Source organism: Sphingomonas sp. PP-CC-1A-547 (assembly GCF_003610375.1).
Classification (GTDB): Bacteria; Pseudomonadota; Alphaproteobacteria; order Sphingomonadales; family Sphingomonadaceae; genus Sphingomonas.
Map to the genome: position 1 here is coordinate 253,948 of NZ_RAPZ01000011.1, position 21,459 is coordinate 275,406.

Below are 21,459 nucleotides of genomic sequence, written 5' to 3' on the forward strand. Positions count from 1 at the left end.
CAGCCAATCAGATGCCGGCAGCAGGCGTCTTCGCGACCGCCCCGCGGTGCATGACGAACTCGACGTGTTCGAGCCGCGTGACGTCCTGCAGCGGAGACCCCGCCACGGCGATGATGTCCGCGGTCTTGCCAGGTGCGAGCGTGCCGATGTCGTCGCGCCCAAGCAGGTCTGCTGCACCCACCGTGGCGGCGGCGATCGCCTGGGTCGGGGTGAGCCCGTTCCTGACCATCAGCGCGAACTCGGTGGCGTTGTCGCCGTGCTTCGACACGCCGGTATCGGTGCCGAACGCAACCTTGACCCCCGCGGCATAGGCGCGGCGGTGACTGGCCGCCATCGCCGCAGCCGCGGCCTCGGCCTTGACGATCGTCGCCGGCGGCAACGCCCCGCCGCGCGCCTGGGCCAGCGCCGCGACGGGCGCGATCTCGGTCGGCACCAGATAGGCGCCCTTGGCCTTGAACAGCCGGATCGTCTCGTCGTCGAGGAACGTGCCGTGCTCGATCGAGTCCACACCGGCCTCCAGCGCGGCCTTCGTGCCCTCGGCGGCATGGCTGTGCGCGGCGACCTTGCGGCCGAGCGCGTGCGCCGTCTCGATGATAGCGCGCATTTCCTCGGGCGTCATCGCACGGCCGAGGCCACCGCTGACGTTCGACAGCACGCCACCGGTCGCCGCGAACTTGATGACGCGCGCGCCCAACGCGACCTGCGCGCGCACGGCGCGGCGGCAATCGTCGGGGCCGTCGCACAGGTTCATTTCCTTCGCGTGCACCATGTCCGCGAACTCTTCCGCGAGCCCGTTGCCGCCGTCGCCGTGCCCGCCCGTCACCGAGATCATCTCGCCGGCGTTGGTGATGCTCGGCCCCTCGACGGTGCCGGCATCGATCGCATCGCGCAGTGCCCGAATACCGCGCGGGTCGCCGCCCAGGTCGCGAACCGAGGTGAAGCCTGCCGCCAGCGTCGTGCGCGCATTGGCGACCGCGGTCATCTCGTCGTCGAACCGGTCGCGGTTGAGCGCCTCCAGCCGCGCGCGCATCGGATCGCCGCCGATGCCCCAGAGATGGACGTGCATGTCGACCATCCCGGGCAGTACGAACGCGGTACGCAGGTCGATCAGCTTCGCCCCCTGTTCCGGCGCGACGAAGCCATCGCGCAGTTCGACGATCTTCCCGTCGCGGACGATGATCGTGGTGTTGCCGCGCGGTGCCTGGCCGGGCCGGTCGAGCACCGTGCCCGCCTGGATATAGGTCGTGGTCGATGGCTTGCCCTGCGCCAGTACCGGTGCCGCGACGATTGCCGTCAGCCCGATCATCCATGCCTTGATCATCACATTCTCCCCCTTTGATGCGTGATGCTCGCCGATGCGCGACGCGGCGGCAAGAGGGCATCGATCTATCTTCACGATCGCGCCGCCAGACGCTTGGCAGACCCCGCTGATCGCGACTATACCGCTCGGTACTGAAATACGGATTCGGCGGTCGCAACGACACCGTCGACTCAACAGGAGAGTGGCGATGTCGATACTTATCAACGGGTCAGCGGTGGCGCTGCCCGACGATCCCCGTGTCTCGCTGCTCGATCTGTTGCGCGAAGGGCTGCATCTGGCCGGTACCAAGAAGGGGTGTAATCAGGGCGCGTGCGGCGCGTGCACGGTGCTCGTCGATGGCGAGCGGATCGTCTCCTGCCTCGCGCTCGCGGTGCAGTATGACGGGCGCCAGGTCACGACGATCGAAGGCTTGGCCGACGGCGATGCGCTGCATCCGTTGCAGCAGGCGTTCATCGATCACGACGGGTTCCAGTGCGGCTATTGCACGCCCGGCCAGATCTGTTCGGCGATCGGCATGGCGGCTGAAGCGAAGCGCGGCGTGCCAAGCCATGTCAGCGCCGATCTCACCGCCGACGTGACGCTGACCCGCGAAGAACTGCAGGAGCGGATGAGCGGCAATCTATGCCGCTGCGGTGCGCATAACGGGATCATCGACGCGATCCGCGAAACCGTGGCAGCGGAGATGGCGGCATGACCCCGTTCACCTACGCGCGCGCTGAGAACGCCGCAGACGCCCTCCGGCTTGGGCAGTCGAACGCGACGGCATACCTTGGCGGCGGCACCAATCTGGTCGACCTGATCCGCGAGACGGTCGCGCGACCAAGCGCGCTGGTCGACGTGACAGGGCTGTCGAACGAGATCGAGGAGACCGAGGGCGGCGGGCTGATGATCGGCGCGGCGGTGCGCAATACCGCGCTTGCCGAGCATCTGGCGGTGCGGATGCGCTATCCGGTACTGTCGCGCGCGATCCTGGCGGGGGCGTCGGCGCAGATCCGGAACATGGCGACGGTCGGCGGCAACCTGCTCCAGCGGACCCGGTGCACCTATTTCTACGACACCGACGGATCGCGCTGCAACAAGCGTGCGCCGGGGTCGGGCTGCGACGCGATCGAGGGTTTCACGCGGGGACACGCCATTCTCGGTGCGTCGTCGGCGTGCGTCGCGACGCACCCATCGGACATGTGCGTGGCGCTCGCCGCACTCGATGCGGTCGTGCATCTGGACGGGCGGGGCGGGGCGCGGACGCTACCGTTTACCGAGCTTCATCGCCTGCCGGGCGATCATCCCGAGTTCGATACCGTGCTCGAGCCGGGCGAACTCATCACCGCTATCGAACTGCCACCGCTGAGTTTCGCGGCCAACTCGACCTATCGCAAGGTGCGCGACCGGGCGAGTTACGCCTTCGCGCTGGTCTCGATCGCAGCAGCGCTTGAGATCGAGGGCGGCATCATCAAGGACGTGCGGATCGCGCTCGGCGGGGTCGCGCACAAGCCGTGGCGCGCGTCGAAGGCCGAGGCGGCTTTGCGGGGCGGTCCGGCGACCGAAGAGGCATTCCTTGCCGCCGCCGTCGCGGAGATGGCCGACGCCGTGCCGCTTCGCGACAATGGTTTCAAGATCGCACTGACCACGCGCACCCTCGTCGCCGTGCTTGGCGACCTTGCCGGAGCAGCAGCATGAGCATCGTCGATACGGTGAAGGAAACCGCGCAGGGCCTGGTGCAGGGCGCGATGAGCAAGCTGGTGCCGCTGGCGCCCGACAGCTGGGTTCCGGGCGGCGTGCCCGATCCGCTGATCCGCCAGCAGCACGGACTGATCGGCACGTCGGTGTCGCGGCTCGATGGCCCGCTCAAGGTGCGCGGTGCGGCACCGTTCGCGGCCGAGTTTCCGCTGGAGGGCATGGTCTACGCCGCGCTCGCCTATGCGACGATCCCGCGCGGGCGGATCGCGGCTATCGATACCGCGGCGGCTGAGGCTGCGCCCGGCGTCGTGGTAGTGATGACGCACCTGAACGCGCCCCGGATGAACCCGCCTGCAGTGTTCGGCTCTTCGCCCACCGCGGCGGGGCCTGCCGACCTGCCGATCATGCAGGACGACCGCGTCCACTGGAACGGCCAGCCGATCGCGGTAGTGCTCGCCAAGACGCAGGAGCAGGCCGACCACGCCAAGTCGCTGATCGTCGCGACCTACGCGGCCGAGCCTTCGACCACGTCGCTCGCCGCGGCCAAGGCGGAAGGCCCCGAGCAGGGCCTGTTCATGGGCCAGCCGTTGCTGAACGAAACCGGCGATGCGGATGCGATGCTGGCGGCGGCGCCGCACAAGGTCGATAACGTCTATCGCACGCCGCGCTACAACCACAACGCGATCGAGCCGCATGCCGCGACGATCGCGTGGGTCGGCGACGAATTGGTCGTCCACGACGCGACGCAGCTCGTCACCGCGGAGGCGCAGACGATCGCCGACGTGTTCGACCTGAAGGTGGCGCAGGTGCGCGTAACATCGCCGTTCGTCGGCGGTGGGTTCGGCGGGAAGTGCCTGTGGGATCACCAGATCCTCGGCGCCGCGGCTGCCAAGCTCGCTGGGCGTCCGGTCCGGATCGCGCTGTCGCGCGAGGGCGTGTACCGCGTCGTCGGCGGGCGGACGCTGACCGAACAGCGGGTCGCGATCGGCGCGGACGCGGATGGCCGCTTCAAGGCACTGGTCCACACCGGCATCGCCGCAATGACGCCGCACAACAACATGCCCGAGCCCTTCATCCTCGGCACGCGCGGTGGCTACGCCGCAGACAGCTTCAAACTGTCGGTCGAGACGGTCACGATGAACATGCTCGCCAACACCTTCATGCGCGCACCGGGCGAGGCGGTCGGCACGTTCGCGCTGGAATCTGCGATCGACGAGCTGGCGGTCGAACTCGACATGGATCCGATCGCGCTGCGTATCCGGAACGAGCCGGACAAGGATCCGACCACGGGCTTGCCATTCTCGTCACGTCACATCGTCGAGGCGTGGCGTAGCGGGGCGGAGCAGTTCGGCTGGGATAAGCGGAGCGCCGAGCCGGGAACGCGTCGCGAAGGCGAGTGGCTGATCGGCATGGGCTGCGCGACCGGGACCTATCCCTATTACCGTATGCCGGGCGCCGCCGCACGCATCACGCTGCGCCGTGACGGGCATGCCCTCGTCGAGATCGCCGCGCATGAGATGGGCATGGGGACGTCCACGACGACCGCGATGGTTGCCGCTGATCGCCTCGGACTCCCGCTTGAACGCGTCTCGGTCGGCTATGGCGATTCGATCATTCCCGGCGCGATCCTGGCCGGTGGGTCGCAGCAGACCGCGGCGATCGGCGCGGCGGTGATCGCCGCGCATCATGCGCTGGTCGCCGAACTGCTGAAACTCGCGGGCAACGATTCGCCGCTCGCGGGCCTGTCGCCGGACGAGGTCGGAAGCGAGGATGGCGGACTGGCCAAGCTCGACGATCCGTCGCGCCGTGAAAGCTATGTCTCGATCCTCGAACGAGCGCAGCGCGAGAGCGTCGTCGTCAGCGAAGAGGCGTCGCAGCCGCTCGAACTGATGCACTGGTCGATGCATTCGCACAGCGCGCTGTTCTGCGAGGTGCGGGTCAACGCGGTCACCGGCGAGACGCGCGTCAGCCGTTTCCTCGGCGCGTTCGATTGCGGTCGTATTCTCAATCCGAAAACGGCGCGCAGCCAGTTCCGCGGCGGGATCGTCATGGGCCTCGGCATGGCACTGATGGAGGAGACGCAGTTCGATGAGCGCAACGGTCGCATCATGAACCCGAGCCTCGCCGAATATCACGTGCCCGTGCACCTCGACGTCCCCGAGATCGACGTGATCTGGACCGACATCGCCGACCCGCACACGCCGATGGGCGCGCACGGCGTGGGCGAGATCGGCATCACCGGCGTCGCCGCGGCGGTAGCGAACGCGATCTACAACGCCACGGGAACGCGCGTGCGCGACCTGCCGATCACGCTGGACAAGGTGCTGATCTGATCGGAGAGCGTGACCGGTCGGTTCCGCGCGGCCTTTACATAAGGCGACGGGCTAGCCGGTCAGGCAGGAAAATTGCGCGATGGCCTTTCGTTTCTTCTCTACGGTCGGCCTCGGTCTGCTGGCTCTTGCAATGCCCGTCGCGATCGCGGCGAAGGGAGCGCCAGCCAAGCGGCTCGTCCTGATCGATGACGACGTCGTCGGACTGAACGGCGCGCCCGCGTTGCTGCTTCAGGCACCGGGCGTCGAAGTGCTGGGGATCACCACGACCAGTGGTTCGGTATGGCGCGATACCGCAACGGCCTATGCGCTGCGGACCGTCGAGATCCTCGGGCGGACCGACGTGCCGGTGGTGCCGGGCGCGACCTATCCGCTGGTGAACAGCGAGGCGGCGACCAAGCGGTGGGAGGCGCTCTACGGACGGCTCGAGTTCAAGGGACCTTGGACGGAGCCTGCGTCCGCCGGCGCGGGCCAGTCCACCCCCGGTACGCCGTCGCCTTCGGTCGTGCCCAGCCTGCCGATCGGCGATCCCGTCACCAAACCGTCCGGCGAGATCGCCGCCGCGTTCCTCGTCCGGATGGTCCGTGCGCACCCGCACCAGATCACGCTGTTCGCCACCGGCCCGATGACCAACATCGCGCTCGCGCAAAGCCTCGACCCGAGCTTTGCCGCGAACGTGAAGGAGCTCGTCTACATGGGCGGCAGCCTCAACCCGCAGCAGTCGATCGACACGCCGGCAGCTGCAGAGTTCGCGCGCGAATTCGTCAACACGCCGCGCCGCGAGTTCAACATCCGGTGGGATCCGGAGGCGGCGCGGATCATGGCGCACGGCACGTGGCCGAAGGTGACGATGGTCCCGATCGATCCCTCGACGGGCACGCAGTGGACGCGTGCCTTCCTCGACAGCCTCAAGCCGGCCCACACGGCGCTCACCGATGCACTACAGACCGGGCTCGAACCGGGGTTTCCGATGTGGGACGAGATCGCGGCGATGGCTTGGCTGGAGCCGGCCATCGTCACGCGCGCCGAGGCGCTCTACATCGATTTCGACACGAGCCAGACCGCGGGATACGGCGATACCCTGTCGTGGCACGACTCATACCGCCCACATCTCGGCGAACGCGCGCAGACCGTCGTGCTTCGTGTCGACCGCGATAAGATGGAGGCGGCAATGCGCGCGCTCTACACAAGACCTCTGAAGCGTAGACCGTTATCGCGGTAAAGCCGTCCACCCGATAAGGACATTCGCTCCCTAAGGCGGCTCCCGTACGGACATACGTAACCATCGACGCCCTGAGCCAGAAATCCGCGTGCAGGACTCAGTCTTGGGATGCCCGCCACCGGCGCACGGCCTCCTCATACGCCTGCTTTTGCCCGCGCAGCGCGTCCTCCGCAGCCTCCATCCTAGAGGAGCGAGCCTGCTCCAAAGCGCGACGATCCTGCGCAAGCGCAGCCTCCCGTTCGGCGAGATCTTTCTTCTTCCGGTTAAAGTCTGCTCGTAACGACGTCAAAGCCTCCTCAGCCGCATCAAGCTCGTCGCGTTTCGGCCTTGGCTTGGGTTTGGCTTGAGGTTTCGCTCGTGGTTTCGCGGTAGGTTTCGGATCGGCATCCGCATCGGCATCGCGCGGCGCGGCAGGCGCCCGCTGTTCGGGCAGTGCCGCAATCTGTTCCGCCGTCGTCCCACGCGAGTGCTTCACGACCGTACCAGGGGAGGCCAGCGGTTCCGCTATCAACGCCGGATCCGTGACTTGCTCGGCAATGCCCCGCGCGAACAAGTCGCGGTCGCTGCCCCACGCCGCCAGTGCCGCCTTCTGGCTCGGCGCAGCGACATACGCATCGTAGAAACCCGCTACGGTCCGGTACACCTTCAACTTTTGGACACGCGCCATGCCAACCGATAGCGCGGCGTGCCGCTCTGCGGAAGTTGTCTGACGCAGGCCACTCGCCGATGCGACCAATCGGTGCCGGTATCTAACGCTATAAGAAAATGGTGGACGCACTTGGGCTCGAACCAAGGACCCGCTGATTAAGAGTCAGCTGCTCTACCAACTGAGCTATGCGTCCATTCCGGGGCGGTTTTGAGTGGCGCCCTGGTGTGGCGCCCCGCTGCTGGAGGCGCGCTGTTAGCAGACTCATCGGGGGCCGCAACCCCCTTTTCGTCGATCCGAGTCCGTTTTGGTCGATCAGGTCGATTTTTTGCGAAATAACTCGGTTTTTCGCCCTACCAGCCGACCGTCTTGCGGTTCTGGCGGTCGATCGACATCAAAATGCCGAGGCACAGCAGCACCGTCATCTGCGCCGAGCTGCCGAAGCTCACCAGCGGCAGCGGGATCCCGACGACGGGGGCGAGGCCCATCACCATCATCAGGTTGATCGCGACGTAGAAGAAGATCGTCGTCGACAGCCCGGCAGCAGTGAGGCGGCCGAAGCGGGTCTGCGCGCGCTGGCCGACCTCGATGCCCCAGCGGATCACTAGCAGGAAGGCGAGGATCAGCAGGCAGCCGCCGACCAGGCCCCATTCCTCCGCCATTGTCGCGAAGACGAAATCGGTATGCCCCTCGGGGAGGTAGTCGAGGTGGCTCTGCGTGCCCTGGAGGAAGCCCTTGCCCCAGATCCCGCCCGAGCCGATCGCGATCTTCGACTGGCTGATGTGATAGCCGGTCCCGAGCGGGTCGCTCTCGGGATCGAGGAAGATCAGGATGCGGTTGCGCTGGTAGTCGTGCAGCGCGAAGTTGATCGCGAGCGGGATCGCCACTGCGGCGGTGATCGCGCCGCCGACGAACAGGCGTAGCGGGATCCCCGCGAGGAACATGACCGTCGCGCCGCCCGCGCAGATCATCAGCGCGGTACCGAGATCGGGCTGCTTCATCACGATCGCTGCGGGGACGCCGATCAGTAGTGCCGCGGGCCAGACCGCGCTGAACCGTCGCGTCTCGCCGGGCGGGAGCATGTCGTAGAATTTGGCGCAGGCGAGCACGATCGCCGGCTTCATGAATTCGGACGGTTGCAGGCGGATGAAACCGAGGTCGAGCCAGCGCTGCGATCCGCCCGAGACCTTGCCGAGGATCTCTACCGCGACCAGCGACACGACGATCAACGCATAGGCCGGCAGCGAGCCCGCCTTCCACGTCCGCTCGGGGACGTAGGACAAGGCGATCGCACCGGCGAGCAGGACGAAGAAGCGGATGCCCTGCGACAGCGCCCAGGGCTTGAGCGAGCCGCCGGCCGCGGAATACAGCACGACTTGGCCAAAACAGCCGATCGCGACCACCAACAGGAGGACACGCCACGGCAGCTTGGCAAGCGGTTCGGGGACGATACGGTTCATGGGCGGCGCTCGGCTGAGGTCATTGCTGGCGGTCCCGTGAGTCGTCTTCTGCAACGGTTGCGCCCGGTGCCGTCAGCGCTTCCTGCGTCGCGTTGGCCATGTCGGTGGCGTTTTCGACCGCGGGGGCGTCGCTGGGCACGATCGCGTCGGTCTTGGTGGCGATCGCCGCCGGGGGAGCGGACTGCGCCTTGCGGTAGGTCTCCGCGGTCGCCGCCATGCGCGTGCGGATGTCGCCGCCCCAGGTCGGTTCGACCTCGGCGAGCGACTTCAACGCGCGCTCGCGGTCGAGCATGTAGGTCATGATGTCGCGGCCGATCATCGGCGTGTCGAGATTGCGCACGGTGTGGCCGTTATGCTCGAGCACGACTGCGAGGGCGTAGCGCGGGTTGTCGGCGGGCGCGAAACCGATGAACAGCGCGTGGTCGCGCATCTTGAACGGCAGCTGCCCGTTCTTGAGCACGCCCGAGCGCCGTTCGGCCATCGTGATGCGGCGGACCTGCGCGGTGCCGGTCTTGCCCGCGATCGCGACGCCGGGGATCAGCAGTTTCGCTGCGCCGCCGGTGCCGCCCTGGTTGATCACCCCGAACATCGCATCACGGACGCGCGCGAGATGCTCGGAATCGATCGCGAGGGCAGGGGAGTCGCGGTGGACGTGACTGGCGAGGATGCTCGGCTGCAATGCGCGCCCGGACGCGATCCGCGCCGCCATCACCGCGAGTTGCAACGGATTCGCCAGCACATAGCCCTGGCCGATCGACGCGTTCAGCGAATCCGCGACGGTCCAGTCGTGCTTGTACTTCTTCAGCTTCCACGCCGGATCGGGCACCGTGCCGTAGCGTTGCGTCGAGAAGGGCAGGTCGAACTTCTGCCCCATCCCCAGCGTCCGCGCGATCGGCGCGATCGCGTTGTAGCCGACCCGCCGCGCCATCTCGTAGAAATAGATGTCGCAGCTCTGCATGATCGCGTTCTTGAGATCGAGCGGACCGTGACCGCTTTTCTTGTGACAATGGAACACGCTGGTCCCGAGCCGCATCGCGCCTGAACAATTGACGCGCGTCGACGGATCGACGCCCGCATTCATCAGCGCGAGGCCGTTCATCGGCTTCACCGTCGAGCCCGGCGGATACAGCCCCTGCGTGACCTTGTTCATCAGCGGCACGTGATCGTCGTCGCTCAGCATCTGCCATTCGAGATGACTGATCCCGTCCGAAAAGCTGTTTGGATCGTACGCCGGCATCGACACCATCGCGAGCATCTCGCCGGTGCGGGTGTCGAGCACGACGACCGATCCGGAGTTCGTGCCGAGCCGCCGCGCCGCGTATTCCTGAAGCCCCACGTCGATCGTCAGCCGTGCGGTCTTGCCGGGGACGTCGGGCTTGGTCGCGAGTTCGGCGACCAGCTTGCCGCGCGCGGTGACCTCGACGCGCTTGGCGCCGGCGACGCCGCGGAGTTCGGTCTCGAGCATCTTCTCGAGCCCGTCCTTGCCAAGCTTGAAGCCGGGGGTGACGAGCAGCGGGTCGTGCGTCTTCTTGTACTGTTCGGCATTGGGCACGCCGACATACCCGGTCAGGTGCGCAACCGCAGCCCCTGCCGGATAGCTGCGCGCGAACCCCCGCGTGGGCGCGACGCCCGGCAGTTCGGGCAACCGCACGCTGACCGCGGCGAACCGCTCCCAGTCGAGATTTTCCGCGACCTGGACGGGCTGGAACCCCGCGGCATGTTCGAGATCGATCGCGATCCGCTCGACTTCCTCGGTCGGCAACTGGAGGATGCGCCCGAGCAGCGGCAGCACGCGCTCCTTGTCGCGGAGGCGGTCGGGGATGATGTCGACGCGGAAGTCGGTGCGGTTGTTGGCGATCGGCACGCCGTGGCGATCAACGATCCAGCCCCGGCGCGGTGGCAACAGCGTCATGTTGACGCGGTTGCTCTCGGACATTTGCGTATAGCGTTCGTTCTGCGCGACCGACAGCCACGCCATCCGTCCGGCGAGCAGCAGCCCGACGCCGCCTTGCGCCGCGCCCAGCATCCAGGCGCGCCGCGAGAAGCTGTACGCCTGCGACATCTCGGTGACGATCCGCGGGGTATTCCTCATTCGGCGCCGCGCTTGTTCTGGATCGCCGCGACGATGCGGGCCGCCAGCGGGAACATGAGGATCGTGACCGCGATCTGCGCGATCAGGATGGTGTCGACATGCGCGCCGACCGGCACCGCGATGAAGCGCCCGACCAGGATGCACGCGGCGATCAGCCCGCCGGCGATCAGCCAGTCCTGCCAATAGTCGCGAAACGCCAGGCGCTGCTCGATCATGTCGATCGCGACGAACGCGAGCGACCACATGAGCACCGCGCTACCGAGCGGCTGGCCGCTGACGAGGTCGTCGAAGAAGCCGAGCGGCGCCGCGGCCCAGGGCTTGAACGCGAACCGTGCGAGCAGGCGCCACGCGAGCAGCATGACGAACCCGAATGGGGGGAGGAGGGGAATCGTCGCGACGACCGGGATGATCGTGATCAGCGATCCCGCCATCACGGTTGCCCAAGGGATCGCACGCGACCGGCCCGCCGGGATCTTGGTCTCGAACGGCTTGTAGTCGACGCTATCGACGACGCGAGCGCGACTCATTGCTGCGCTACCGGGCGAGGCGGGGGCACGGGCATGAACATCCGCTCGACCAGCGCGAAGTCGAGCGTATCGGGATCGGCGAACGCGCGCGCCATTACCGAGTCCGAGCCCGCCTTGGTCACGCGCGCCACGGGCACGCCGGGCGCGTAGATCCCGCCGGTGCCGGTCGTCACGAACAGGTCGCCCGCGTTGAAGCGCACGTTGGTGGCATTGACCGAGCGGATGTCGATCATACCGTCGCCGCGCCCCGCCGCGATCGCCGGCATGCCGTCACGCGTGCGGCGGACGGGGACGATGCTGTCTCCGTCGCTGAGCAAAAGAATGCGCGCCGCGTTGGGTCCGGTCTCGACCACGCGACCGATCAGGCCGTCGGGGCCGCGCACCGGCATGCCGGGCAGCACGCCGTTCCAGCGACCCGCGTTGAGCAACGCATAGCGCCGCCCGCTCGACGCGCTCGAACTCACCAGCCGCGCGGTCACGACAGGCACAGTCGAGCGTTCGCGGATCGCGAGCAGGCTGCGCAACCGGCGATTGTCATAGGCGATCGTCCGCGCGCGCATCAGCAGCGAGCGCGTCCGCTCGCGGTCCGCCCGCAGCGCGACGTTCTCCTGCTTCACGAAGAAGTAGTTGCCGATCGCATCGGGAATGCCCGAGATCGAAGACCCGACCGTGGCGAGCCCGGTCGACACCGGCGTCGTCACCCCCGCGACGCCCATCCGCAGCGCGGAAAAGGCGGGCGGATTGAACGTCGACGCGACGAGCAGCACCAGGCCCACCACCGCACCAGCGACGGCGAGCACATAGCCCATGAACACACCATATTGCCGACGCCGGGAAAACCCCGTGCGCCGGTCGCGGGCTGGCGCCATGCGCCTGTCCCCCTGTCTCGGGCGCCGCCGAAGCATGGAGGCCAGAACCTCCACGACTCGGACGACGCGATTTCGTGTCCGCGTGTCTTAAAGCAAAAACAAACCCTTAGCCGCTCATCAGCACGCCGCGGAACAACGGATCCTCGAGCGCGCGACCGGTGCCAAGCGCGACGCAGGTCAGCGGGTCCTCGGCGACCGTCACCGGCAGCCCTGTCTCGTCGCGCAGCACCTCGTCCAGACCCTGCAGCAGCGCGCCGCCGCCGGTCAGCACGATGCCCTGGTCGACGATGTCCGCGGCCAGTTCCGGCGCAGTGTTCTCGAGCGCGACGCGGACGCCCTCGACGATCGTCGCGACCGGCTCGCTCAGCGCTTCGGCGATCTGGCCCTGGTTGATCTGGATCTCCTTGGGCACGCCGTTGACGAGATCGCGGCCCTTGATCTGGATGATCATGCCGATCCCGTCGACCGGCGGCTTGGCGATGCCGACCTCCTTCTTGATCCGCTCCGCGGTGGCTTCGCCGATCAGCAGGTTATGGTTGCGGCGCACATACGAGACGATCGCCTCGTCCATCTTGTCGCCGCCGACGCGTACCGAGGTGGTGTAGGCGAGACCACGCAGCGACAGCACCGCGACTTCGGTCGTGCCGCCGCCGATGTCGACGACCATCGAACCGATCGGCTCGGTGACCGGCATGTCGGCGCCGATCGCCGCCGCCATCGGCTCCTCGATCAGCCATACCTGCGACGCGCCCGCGTTCGAAGCCGCATCGCGGATCGCGCGGCGCTCGACCTTGGTGGAGCCCGACGGCACGCAGATCACGATCTCGGGCCAGCGCGCGAACTTGCGCGGGCCGTGGACCTTCTGGATGAAATACTTGATCATCTGCTCGGCGACGTCGATGTCCGCGATCACGCCGTCGCGAAGGGGGCGGATCGCCTCGATGTTGCCCGGCGTCTTGCCCATCATCATCTTGGCGTCGTCGCCGACCGCCTTGACGCGCTTGATGCCGTTGATCGTCTCGACCGCGACCACCGACGGCTCGTTCAGGACGATGCCGCGGCCACGGACGTAGACGACGGTGTTCGCGGTGCCGAGGTCGATCGCCATGTCGTGCGACATGAACTTGAAGAAACGCGAGTAGAAGGCCATTCAATCAGGGTCCCGTAATCCTTGGCCGCCGGACGGGCAGCCCATCGCACAAAAATCTCGCGTGGCCCGCCGGTGTTTAACTCACCGGGTGCTTGCGTTTGCGGGTCGCGGGATGCCGTCGCTTGGTCTAGACGCAAACCCATGTCAATACGGCGTCTCCCCGAGCATCTGGTCAATCGCATCGCCGCCGGTGAAGTGGTGGAAAGACCCGCCAGCGCGTTGAAGGAGTTAGTCGAAAACGCCATCGACGCAGGGGCAGGACGCATCGCGATTCTCCTCGTTGAGGGCGGCACGTCGCGGATCGAAGTCGCCGACGACGGCTGCGGGATGACCCCCGCCGACATGGCGTTGGCGCTCGAACGCCACGCCACCTCCAAGCTGCCCGACGAGTTCATCGAATCGGTCGTGACGCTCGGTTTTCGAGGCGAGGCGTTGCCCTCAATCGCGAGCGTCGCGCGCCTCACCATAGAAAGCCGGATCCGCGGCGCCGAAGGCTGGGCACGCACCGTCGACAATGGCCGGGTCGAGCGCGAAGGCCCCGCCGCACTCCCGCCCGGCACGCGCGTCGTCGTCGAGGACCTGTTCGCCCGCGTCCCCGCCCGCCGCAAGTTCCTCCGCTCCCCCCGCGCCGAATACGCCGCTTGCCTCGACGTCGTCCGCCGGCTCGCGATGGCGCGGCCCGACATCGGCTTCACGCTGGAACACGACGGGCGGCGCGCGCTGTCGGCGATGCAGGTCGAGGACCGGCCGGGCCGGGTGGCGACGCTCACCGACCGCGCGCTCGCCGACAATTCGGTCGCGATCGACCTGGAGCGGGAAGGCCTGGTCCTGGGCGGCGTCGCCAGCCTGCCGACCTACAATCGCGGCATCGCCGACCACCAGTACCTCTTCGTCAACGGCCGCCCGGTAAAGGACCGCCTCCTGATGGGCGCGATCCGCGGCGCCTATGCCGAGATGCTCCCCCGCGACCGTCACGCGGTGGTGGCGCTGTTCCTCGACATCCCCACCGACCAGGTCGACGTCAACGTCCACCCCGCCAAGACCGAAGTCCGCTTCCGCGACCCCGCGATGGTAAGAGGCCTCATAGTCTCGGGCCTCCGCCGCGCCCTAGACGCTGCCGGCCACCGCAGCCAACGCGCCAGCGAGTCCGCCCTCTCGATGTGGCAACCCGAAAACTCATCTCCCCCCGGGGGAGAGGAAGGGGCCCGTCCGCAAAGCGGATGGGAAGGTGAGGGCACGCCCCAAAGGCTCCCGCTGGAAAACCGAAGCTACGGCGCGGTAAACGATTCCCGCCCCACCTTCTTCGCCGCACCCCCGCAGGCAAGAGCCGAACCCGCCTGGGCACCCCCGCCCCAAACCACAGCCTTCCCGATGGGCGTAGCGCGCGGCCAAGTCGCGAAAACCTACATAGTCGCCGAAGCCGAAGATGGCCTCGTCCTCGTCGACCAGCACGCCGCGCACGAACGCCTCGTCCTCGAACGCATGCGCGCAGCCCTGATCGGCGGCACCATAGCGAGCCAAGCCCTCCTGATCCCCGAAGTCGTAGAACTCGACGAATCCGCCTGCGACCGCCTGGAATCTCGCGCCGAAGAACTCTCCGAATTCGGTCTAGACCTCGAACGCTTCGGCCCCCACGCCATGCTGGTCCGAGCCACCCCCGCGCTCCTCGGCCAAAGCGACCCTAAAGGCCTGGTAACCGACCTAGCCGACGAACTCGCCGCCTTCGACGAAGCCCTCTCCCTGAAAGAGCGTCTAGACGCAGTAGCCGGTACGATGGCCTGCCACGGCTCCGTCCGCGCAGGCCGCATATTGTCGGTAACTGAAATGAACGCGCTGCTCCGTGAAATGGAAGTCACTCCCCACTCCGGCCAATGCAACCACGGCCGCCCCACCTGGGTGAAACTCGTACACGGTGATATCGAGAAGCTGTTCGGACGGAAGTGAGAACCTTTCGAAGAGCCGTAAGATTATTAATCATGCCGAGAGCCAAAGCATATCTAGGGGCGTTGCGTGCCCGTTGGCTATTCAGTACGTTACGTTTAATTTCGTAAACGTCTGGCATGGAGAGTGCGATGCGGAACGCGGGACTTATTTTGATCGGTCTGCTAGTCACCGGTGCGGCGGATGCGCAATCGCAGGTAGATAGTGGTCGAATATCGCAAATCGACATGGGACGCATCTACGAAGGCAGAAACTCCGAATTCAACAGAACGTCGGTTGAGCCGACCACGTGTCTCATTCGAAAATCCACGAAGAAGCGTGAGTGTCGAACACGGGATCAGTGGAAACGTCTTGCGCAGCGAATGTCGGTCAGCAAAACTTCAAATCCCTAGTATTCATGACTGTTTCCGGCGGTTGCGCAGAACCGCTTCTGGTGCGCGCATAGGCTGGTGCCTTGAGCCGGTTCGGGGCATAAGCTTCCCATGGACCCACTCTCCCTGTTCGGCCTAGCCGCGGTATCCTTCACCCTGCTATGCTACGCCAAGGAAGCCGGCTCGCACTGGTGGACGCTCGGTTTCGCATTCGGCTGCGTGCTCGGGTCGATCTACGGTTTCCTCCAGGGCGCATGGCCGTTCGGGGTGGTCGAGCTCATCTGGACGGTCGTCTCGTTCCGCCGCTGGCTCAAGATGCGCCACGCTGCACCGTCCCACGCGGAACCGGTCGCTTGACACTGCGTTAGCGCCCGCCTATTCGAACTCTCCCCGACACGACGGTTCCGGCGGCGCTTGTTTGCGTTCGTCGCTATCGTGCGTTTCGGTTCATCGCTAAGAGATGGGGTCTGTGCAGCCATGCCGGACCTCGTGGAGCAGGAGAACCAAGTTCATGGCACGTATCGCGGGTGTTAATATCCCGACCAACAAGCGCGTGGTGATCGCGCTGACCTATATTCACGGCATCGGTTCGACCAAGGCCAAGGAAATCGTCGCGAAGCTCGGCATCGCAGATACCGCACGCGTCCAGGACCTGACCGACCAGGAAGTCCTGCACATCCGCGAGACGATCGACGCCGATCACACCGTCGAGGGCGATCTGCGCCGCCAGACCTCGATGAACATCAAGCGCCTGATGGATCTCGCCTGCTATCGCGGCCTGCGTCATCGCAAGGGCCTCCCGGTTCGCGGCCAGCGCACGCATACCAATGCGCGCACCCGCAAGGGCAAGGCCAAGCCGATCGCCGGCAAGAAGAAGTAATCCACTTTTTCATGGATTACTCCGCCGGTGCTGGTCCTTAGCGACCGCCCGGCGTCACGCAGATACAGGTCAGGAAATACACCATGGCACGCGAACCTCAGCGCATTAAGCGGCGCGAGCGCAAGAACATCACCTCTGGCGTCGCTCACGTGAATGCCAGCTTCAACAACACCATGATCACGATCACCGATGCCCAGGGCAACGCGATCTCGTGGTCGTCGGCCGGCGCAATGGGCTTCAAGGGCTCGCGCAAGTCGACTCCGTACGCGGCCCAGGTCGCCGCGGAAGACGCCGGCAAGAAGGCCGCCGAGCACGGCGTCCGCACGATCGAAGTCGAGGTCAAGGGCCCCGGTTCGGGTCGCGAATCGGCCCTGCGCGCGCTTCAGGCAGTCGGTTTCCAGATCACGTCGATCCGCGACGTGACCTCGATCCCGCACAACGGCGTGCGCCCTTCGAAGCGTCGTCGCGTCTGATTTCTCCGACGTTGTCCGCGCGCGGTCGTCCCTGATCAGGTCGAACGTGCGTCGCGGATGCATTTTAATGGCCGGCGGAAGTCCTTTCCGTCGGCCCCCAAATTAGGGGAAGCATGTGTCTGTCAACGCAAAGAACTGGCAGGAACTCAAGAAGCCCAGCGGCCTGGAGAAAAAGGCCGGTGGCGACACCAAGCGCAAGGCGACCTTCATCGCCGAGCCGCTCGAGCGGGGCTTCGGCCTGACGCTCGGCAACGCGCTGCGTCGCGTGTTGCTCTCGTCGCTGCAGGGCGCGGCCGTCACCTCGATCAAGATCGAGAACGTGCTGCATGAGTTCTCGTCTCTGGCCGGCGTCCGCGAGGACGTGACCGACATCGTCCTCAACGTAAAGCAGATCGCGATCCGCATGCAGGGCGAGGGGCCCAAGCGCCTCCAGCTCTCGGCAACGGGTCCGGGTGAAGTCAAGGCCGGCGACATCGCCGTCTCGGGCGACATCGAGATCATGAACAAGGATCTCGTGATCTGCCACCTCGATGAGGGTGCGACGCTCAACATGGAGCTGACCGCCGACATCGGTAAGGGTTACGTGCCCGCGACCGCAAACCGCCCGGCCGATGCGCCGATCGGTCTGATCCCGGTCGATGCGCTGTATTCGCCGGTACGTCAGGTTTCGTACAAGGTCGACCCGACCCGCGTCGGTCAGGATCTGGATTACGACAAGCTGACGCTGACGATCGAAACCGACGGCACGATCACCCCGGAAGACGCAGTCGGCTATGCCGGTCGCATCCTCCAGGACCAGCTCGCGCTGTTCGTCCACTTCGACGATTCGTCGGTCACGCGTTCGTCGGCCCCGATCGGCCAGGCAGCACCTGCTGCCGGTGGTGCGGAGCCGGCAGGCGACACGCAGCAGATCAACCGTTACCTTCTCAAGAAGGTCGACGAGTTGGAACTGTCGGTGCGCTCGGCGAACTGCCTCAAGAACGACAACATCATCTACATCGGCGATCTGGTCGGCAAGACCGAAGCCGAGATGCTGCGTACGCCTAACTTCGGCCGCAAGTCCTTGAACGAGATCAAGGAAGTGCTGTCGTCGATGGGTCTTCGCCTGGGCATGGAAATCCCCGGCTGGCCACCTGAGAACATCGAAGAGATGGCCAAGAAGCTTGAACAAGAGATAATGGGGTAAGTGGTTTCGGGGCCGAGTAAGATCGGCCCCGACCTCTTGTTCACCCGCGAAGGCGGGTGCCCAGACTGGATCCCCGCCTTCGCGGGGAGACAATGGAAGGAAGAGCTAAGGAAGCGTCCCAGGCGTAACCTTATCCTAACCTTTGAACTACGGCGATCGGTTGCGGCCTTAACGGCGACCAGCTCCCGGGTACCTCACACGGCCCCTGAACGAACGAAAAGGTATTAAACATGCGCCATCGCGTAGGCGGCCGTAAGCTTCAGCGGACCTCGGCCCACCGTCTTGCTCTGTTCCGCAACATGAGCGCCGCGCTCATCAAGCACGAGCAGATCACCACCACCGTTGCCAAGGCGAAGGAACTGCGTCCTTACGTCGAAAAGCTGATCACGCTCGCGAAGAAGGGTGGCCTGTCCAACCGTCGTCTCGCGCACGGCAAGCTGCTCGACGATGCGCAGCTGATCAAGTTGTTCGACACGCTCGCGACCCGTTACGCGGATCGCAACGGCGGCTACACCCGCGTCATCAAGGCCGGCATCCGCATGTCGGACGCCTCGCCGATGGCCGTCATCGAGTTCGTCGACCGCGACGTCTCGGCGAAGGGCCAGGATTCGGGTCCGGTGATGTCGGACGAGGATTACAACGAAGCGGCATAATCCCCGCCTCCTAGTATTCGAATTGCAGGCCGCGTTTCCCATCCGGGAGGCGCGGCCTCTTTCGTTACGGGGCTCATCCGGCTATGCGCCCGACATGGAGCACCCAGACAGCATTCTCATCGTCGATTTCGGCAGCCAGGTAACCCAGCTGATCGCCCGCCGCGTGCGCGAGGCCGGCGTCTATAGCGAGATCGCCCCCTTCCAGTCCGCCGAAGCCGCATTCGACCGGATGCAGCCCAAGGGCATCATCCTCTCCGGCGGCCCCGCCTCGGTCACCACCGAGAACTCCCCGCGCGTGCCGCAGCGCTTCTTCGAGGCGGGCATCCCGATCCTCGGCATCTGCTACGGCCAGCAGGTCATGTCCGCACAGCTCGGCGGCAACGTGATCGTCTCGGGCGACGGCGGCGAGTTCGGCAGCGCCTTCATCGAGGTCAAGTCCAACTGCGCGCTGTTCGACGGCCTCTGGGCCGAGGGCGAGCGTCATCAGGTCTGGATGAGCCACGGCGACAAGGTCGACGCGATCCCGCCCGGCTTCACCCCCGTCGCCACCTCGACCGGCGCGCCCTATGCGATCGTCGCCGACGAGGCGCGGCGCTTCTACGGCGTGCAGTTCCACCCCGAGGTCGTCCACACCCCCGATGGCGGCAAGCTGATCGCCAACTTCGCGCGCCACGTCTGCGGGCTGAGCGGCGACTGGACGATGGCCGAGTTCCGCGAGACCAAGATCGCCGAGATCCGCGCGCAGGTCGGCAAGGGCCGCGTCATCTGCGGCCTGTCGGGCGGCGTCGACTCGGCGGTGGCCGCGGTGCTGATCCACGAGGCGATCGGCGAGCAGCTCACCTGCGTGTACGTCGACCACGGCCTGATGCGCGCGGGCGAGAGCGAGCAGGTCGTCAGCCTGTTCCGCGGCGCCTACAACATCCCGCTGATCCATGTGAACGTCGAGGAGCTGTTCCTCAGCGGCCTCGCCGGGATCACCGATCCCGAGCTGAAGCGCAAGTTCATCGGCAAGACCTTTATCGACGTGTTCGACACGGAGGCGAAGAAGCTCGGCGGCGCGGAGTTTCTCGCACAAGGCACGCTGTACCCGGACGTGATCGAGAGCGTCAGCTTCACCGGCGGGCCGTCGGTGACGATCAAGAGTCACCACAATGTCGGGGGTCTCCCCGAGCGCATGAACATGAAGCTCGTCGAGCCGCTGCGCGAGCTGTTCAAGGACGAAGTCCGCGTGCTCGGCCGCGAACTCGGCCTCCCCGAGATCTTCGTCGGCCGTCACCCGTTCCCCGGACCCGGCCTCGCGATCCGCATCCCGGGCGAAGTCACCAAGGAACGCTGCGACATCCTGCGGAAAGCCGACGCGATCTACCTCGAGGAGATCCGCGCGGCGGGGCTCTACGACACGATCTGGCAGGCGTTCGCGGTACTGCTCCCGGTCCGCAGCGTTGGCGTGATGGGCGACGGCCGCACCTATGACAATGTGCTGGCGTTGCGCGCAGTCACCTCGACTGACGGCATGACCGCGCAGGCGTTCCAGTTTCCCGGCGACTTCCTGCCGCGCGTCGCGACCCGCATCATCAACGAGGTCAAGGGCATCAACCGCGTGACCTACGACTATACCTCGAAGCCTCCCGGCACGATCGAGTGGGAATAAGCTAGAAGAGGAAGTTTGCGATCCTCCCCCGCAAGGGGGAGGTGGCTGGCTCTTGCCAGACGGAGGGGGAGGACACGAAACAGATGGCATCGCATACCGCCCCCTCCGTCAGGCTACGCCTGCCACCTCCCCCTGGCGGGGGAGGATCGCTGAGCTTCCGCGTGCGGTTGTTGATGGGCGCTCTAGCGATCGTCGCCAGCGCACCGCTGCTCCTTGGCGCGGCGGACCCTCCAGCCTGGACCCGGCCGCTAGCCCCGTTCCTAATCGCCGGCCGGATCACCTATGTCGGCAGCGAAGGTATCGCCGCCTATCTCATCAAGACCAGCGCCGGCGCGATCCTGATCGACGGTACGCTCGCAGAGAATGCGGGCATGATCGAACGCAACATCGCCAACGCCGGAGTCCGTCCCCGCGACGTAAAGCTTATCCTCGTCACGCACGCACACTTCGATCACGCCGCCGGCGTTGCCGTGCTGAAGCGTGCGACCGGCGCTCGCGTGGTCGCCGGCGCTCGCGACGTCCGCGCGCTCGAAACCGGCACACCGCCCGGCGAGACCAGCTACGGCGTGATTCGCTTCCCGCCCGTCCACGTCGATCGCGGGGTACGCGATGGCGACAAGGTTACGCTCGGCAACGTCACGCTCACTGCACGCGCCACGCCAGGCCACACGCCCGGTTGCACGACCTGGATGATGCAAATCCCGGCCAAGCCGCGCCCCCTCGACGTCGTGTTCCCGTGCAGCGTCAGCGTCGCGGGCAACCGCCTGATCGGCAACCGCGCCTATCCCGGCATCGTCGCCGACTACCGCCGCAGCATCGCCATGCTCGGCACGTTGCATGCTGACATCGTCCTCCCGTCGCACCCCGAACTCGCCGACGTGATCGTGCGCGGCCAGCGCCGCAAGGCCGGCGGTACGACCGCGTTCGTCGATCCAACACTGCTTCCGAAGATCGTCAAGAAGGCCAAGGTCGCGTTCGACGCCGATCTCGCCAAGCAGGCGCGCTGAGCG

19 protein-coding genes and 1 tRNA gene are annotated in these 21,459 nt (G+C 66.3%); 12 read left to right on the top strand and 8 right to left on the bottom strand.

Translation table 11 applies throughout. The features are described from left to right. Positions 1 to 7: 7 nt before the first annotated feature. Positions 8 to 1,321, bottom strand: coding sequence for an amidohydrolase family protein (locus tag C8J39_RS07415; protein WP_243649769.1), 1,314 nt, complete (start codon positions 1,319 to 1,321; stop codon positions 8 to 10). 187 nt (positions 1,322 to 1,508) lie between these two features. Here C8J39_RS07415 and C8J39_RS07420 point away from each other — a divergent pair, with 187 nt between their 5' ends. The 4 genes from C8J39_RS07420 (at position 1,509) to C8J39_RS07435 (ending at position 6,550) form a co-directional block, all read left to right on the top strand. Continuing rightward, positions 1,509 to 2,015 carry a 2Fe-2S iron-sulfur cluster-binding protein gene (locus C8J39_RS07420; protein WP_056489337.1) on the top strand — a complete coding sequence of 169 codons (507 nt, stop codon included), beginning with the start codon at positions 1,509 to 1,511 and terminating at the stop codon, positions 2,013 to 2,015. After that, positions 2,012 to 2,998, top strand: a complete 987-nt coding sequence (locus C8J39_RS07425) for a xanthine dehydrogenase family protein subunit M (RefSeq protein WP_120299925.1) — start codon at positions 2,012 to 2,014, stop codon at positions 2,996 to 2,998. Before C8J39_RS07420 ends, C8J39_RS07425 begins: the two co-directional genes overlap by 4 nt. Beyond that, positions 2,995 to 5,331, top strand: coding sequence for a xanthine dehydrogenase family protein molybdopterin-binding subunit (locus C8J39_RS07430; protein WP_120299926.1), 2,337 nt, complete (start codon positions 2,995 to 2,997; stop codon positions 5,329 to 5,331). Before C8J39_RS07425 ends, C8J39_RS07430 begins: the two co-directional genes overlap by 4 nt. A gap of 79 nt (positions 5,332 to 5,410) precedes the next feature. Further along, entirely contained in the window at positions 5,411 to 6,550 is a 1,140-nt protein-coding gene (locus tag C8J39_RS07435; protein ID WP_120299927.1) for a nucleoside hydrolase, read from the top strand. A gap of 97 nt (positions 6,551 to 6,647) precedes the next feature. Here the strand turns inward: C8J39_RS07435 and C8J39_RS07440 are convergent, their stop codons facing one another. From C8J39_RS07440 to C8J39_RS07470, 7 genes are all read right to left on the bottom strand, one after another. Then, on the bottom strand, positions 6,648 to 7,217 hold the full coding sequence (locus C8J39_RS07440) for a hypothetical protein (protein ID WP_120299928.1): 570 nt from the start codon (positions 7,215 to 7,217) through the stop codon (positions 6,648 to 6,650). Positions 7,218 to 7,316: 99 nt separating this feature from the next. Beyond that, positions 7,317 to 7,392, bottom strand: a tRNA-Lys gene (locus C8J39_RS07445). A 157-nt stretch (positions 7,393 to 7,549) separates the two neighbouring features. Continuing rightward, a complete protein-coding gene (gene rodA, locus C8J39_RS07450; protein WP_107953933.1) occupies positions 7,550 to 8,656 on the bottom strand; it encodes a rod shape-determining protein RodA in 1,107 nt (368 codons plus the stop codon). Positions 8,657 to 8,675: 19 nt separating this feature from the next. After that, a complete protein-coding gene (mrdA, locus tag C8J39_RS07455; protein ID WP_120299929.1) occupies positions 8,676 to 10,748 on the bottom strand; it encodes a penicillin-binding protein 2 in 2,073 nt (690 codons plus the stop codon). Continuing rightward, positions 10,745 to 11,275 (bottom strand): rod shape-determining protein MreD, encoded by a 531-nt coding sequence (gene mreD, locus C8J39_RS07460; RefSeq protein WP_082440961.1) that lies wholly within the window; start codon positions 11,273 to 11,275, stop codon positions 10,745 to 10,747. The genes mrdA and mreD overlap by 4 nt, the downstream gene beginning before the upstream one ends. Next, on the bottom strand, positions 11,272 to 12,144 hold the full coding sequence (gene mreC, locus C8J39_RS07465; protein ID WP_120299930.1) for a rod shape-determining protein MreC: 873 nt from the start codon (positions 12,142 to 12,144) through the stop codon (positions 11,272 to 11,274). Before mreC ends, mreD begins: the two co-directional genes overlap by 4 nt. 106 nt (positions 12,145 to 12,250) lie before the next feature. Further along, positions 12,251 to 13,294, bottom strand: a complete 1,044-nt coding sequence (locus C8J39_RS07470) for a rod shape-determining protein (protein WP_055878614.1) — start codon at positions 13,292 to 13,294, stop codon at positions 12,251 to 12,253. 141 nt (positions 13,295 to 13,435) lie between these two features. Between C8J39_RS07470 and mutL the strand changes: the two genes are divergently transcribed. From mutL to bla, 8 genes are all read left to right on the top strand, one after another. Further along, positions 13,436 to 15,238, top strand: coding sequence for a DNA mismatch repair endonuclease MutL (mutL, locus tag C8J39_RS07475; protein WP_120299931.1), 1,803 nt, complete (start codon positions 13,436 to 13,438; stop codon positions 15,236 to 15,238). A 479-nt stretch (positions 15,239 to 15,717) separates the two neighbouring features. Next, the gene (locus C8J39_RS07480) at positions 15,718 to 15,963 is read left to right on the top strand and encodes a hypothetical protein (RefSeq protein ID WP_120299932.1); all 246 of its coding nucleotides are present in this window, start codon (positions 15,718 to 15,720) and stop codon (positions 15,961 to 15,963) included. Positions 15,964 to 16,117: 154 nt separating this feature from the next. Beyond that, positions 16,118 to 16,486, top strand: a complete 369-nt coding sequence (gene rpsM / locus C8J39_RS07485) for a 30S ribosomal protein S13 (protein WP_056015521.1) — start codon at positions 16,118 to 16,120, stop codon at positions 16,484 to 16,486. A gap of 83 nt (positions 16,487 to 16,569) precedes the next feature. Then, positions 16,570 to 16,959, top strand: coding sequence for a 30S ribosomal protein S11 (gene rpsK / locus C8J39_RS07490; protein ID WP_031395237.1), 390 nt, complete (start codon positions 16,570 to 16,572; stop codon positions 16,957 to 16,959). Positions 16,960 to 17,074: 115 nt separating this feature from the next. Further along, a complete protein-coding gene (locus C8J39_RS07495; protein ID WP_031395236.1) occupies positions 17,075 to 18,145 on the top strand; it encodes a DNA-directed RNA polymerase subunit alpha in 1,071 nt (356 codons plus the stop codon). 230 nt (positions 18,146 to 18,375) lie between these two features. Continuing rightward, a complete protein-coding gene (gene rplQ / locus C8J39_RS07500; RefSeq protein ID WP_056047937.1) occupies positions 18,376 to 18,798 on the top strand; it encodes a 50S ribosomal protein L17 in 423 nt (140 codons plus the stop codon). A gap of 94 nt (positions 18,799 to 18,892) precedes the next feature. Beyond that, complete coding sequence (gene guaA / locus C8J39_RS07505) at positions 18,893 to 20,449, top strand: glutamine-hydrolyzing GMP synthase (RefSeq protein ID WP_056482672.1); 1,557 nt, start codon at positions 18,893 to 18,895, stop codon at positions 20,447 to 20,449. 83 nt (positions 20,450 to 20,532) lie between these two features. Further along, entirely contained in the window at positions 20,533 to 21,456 is a 924-nt protein-coding gene (gene bla / locus C8J39_RS07510) for a subclass B3 metallo-beta-lactamase (protein WP_243649770.1), read from the top strand. Positions 21,457 to 21,459 lie beyond the last annotated feature (3 nt).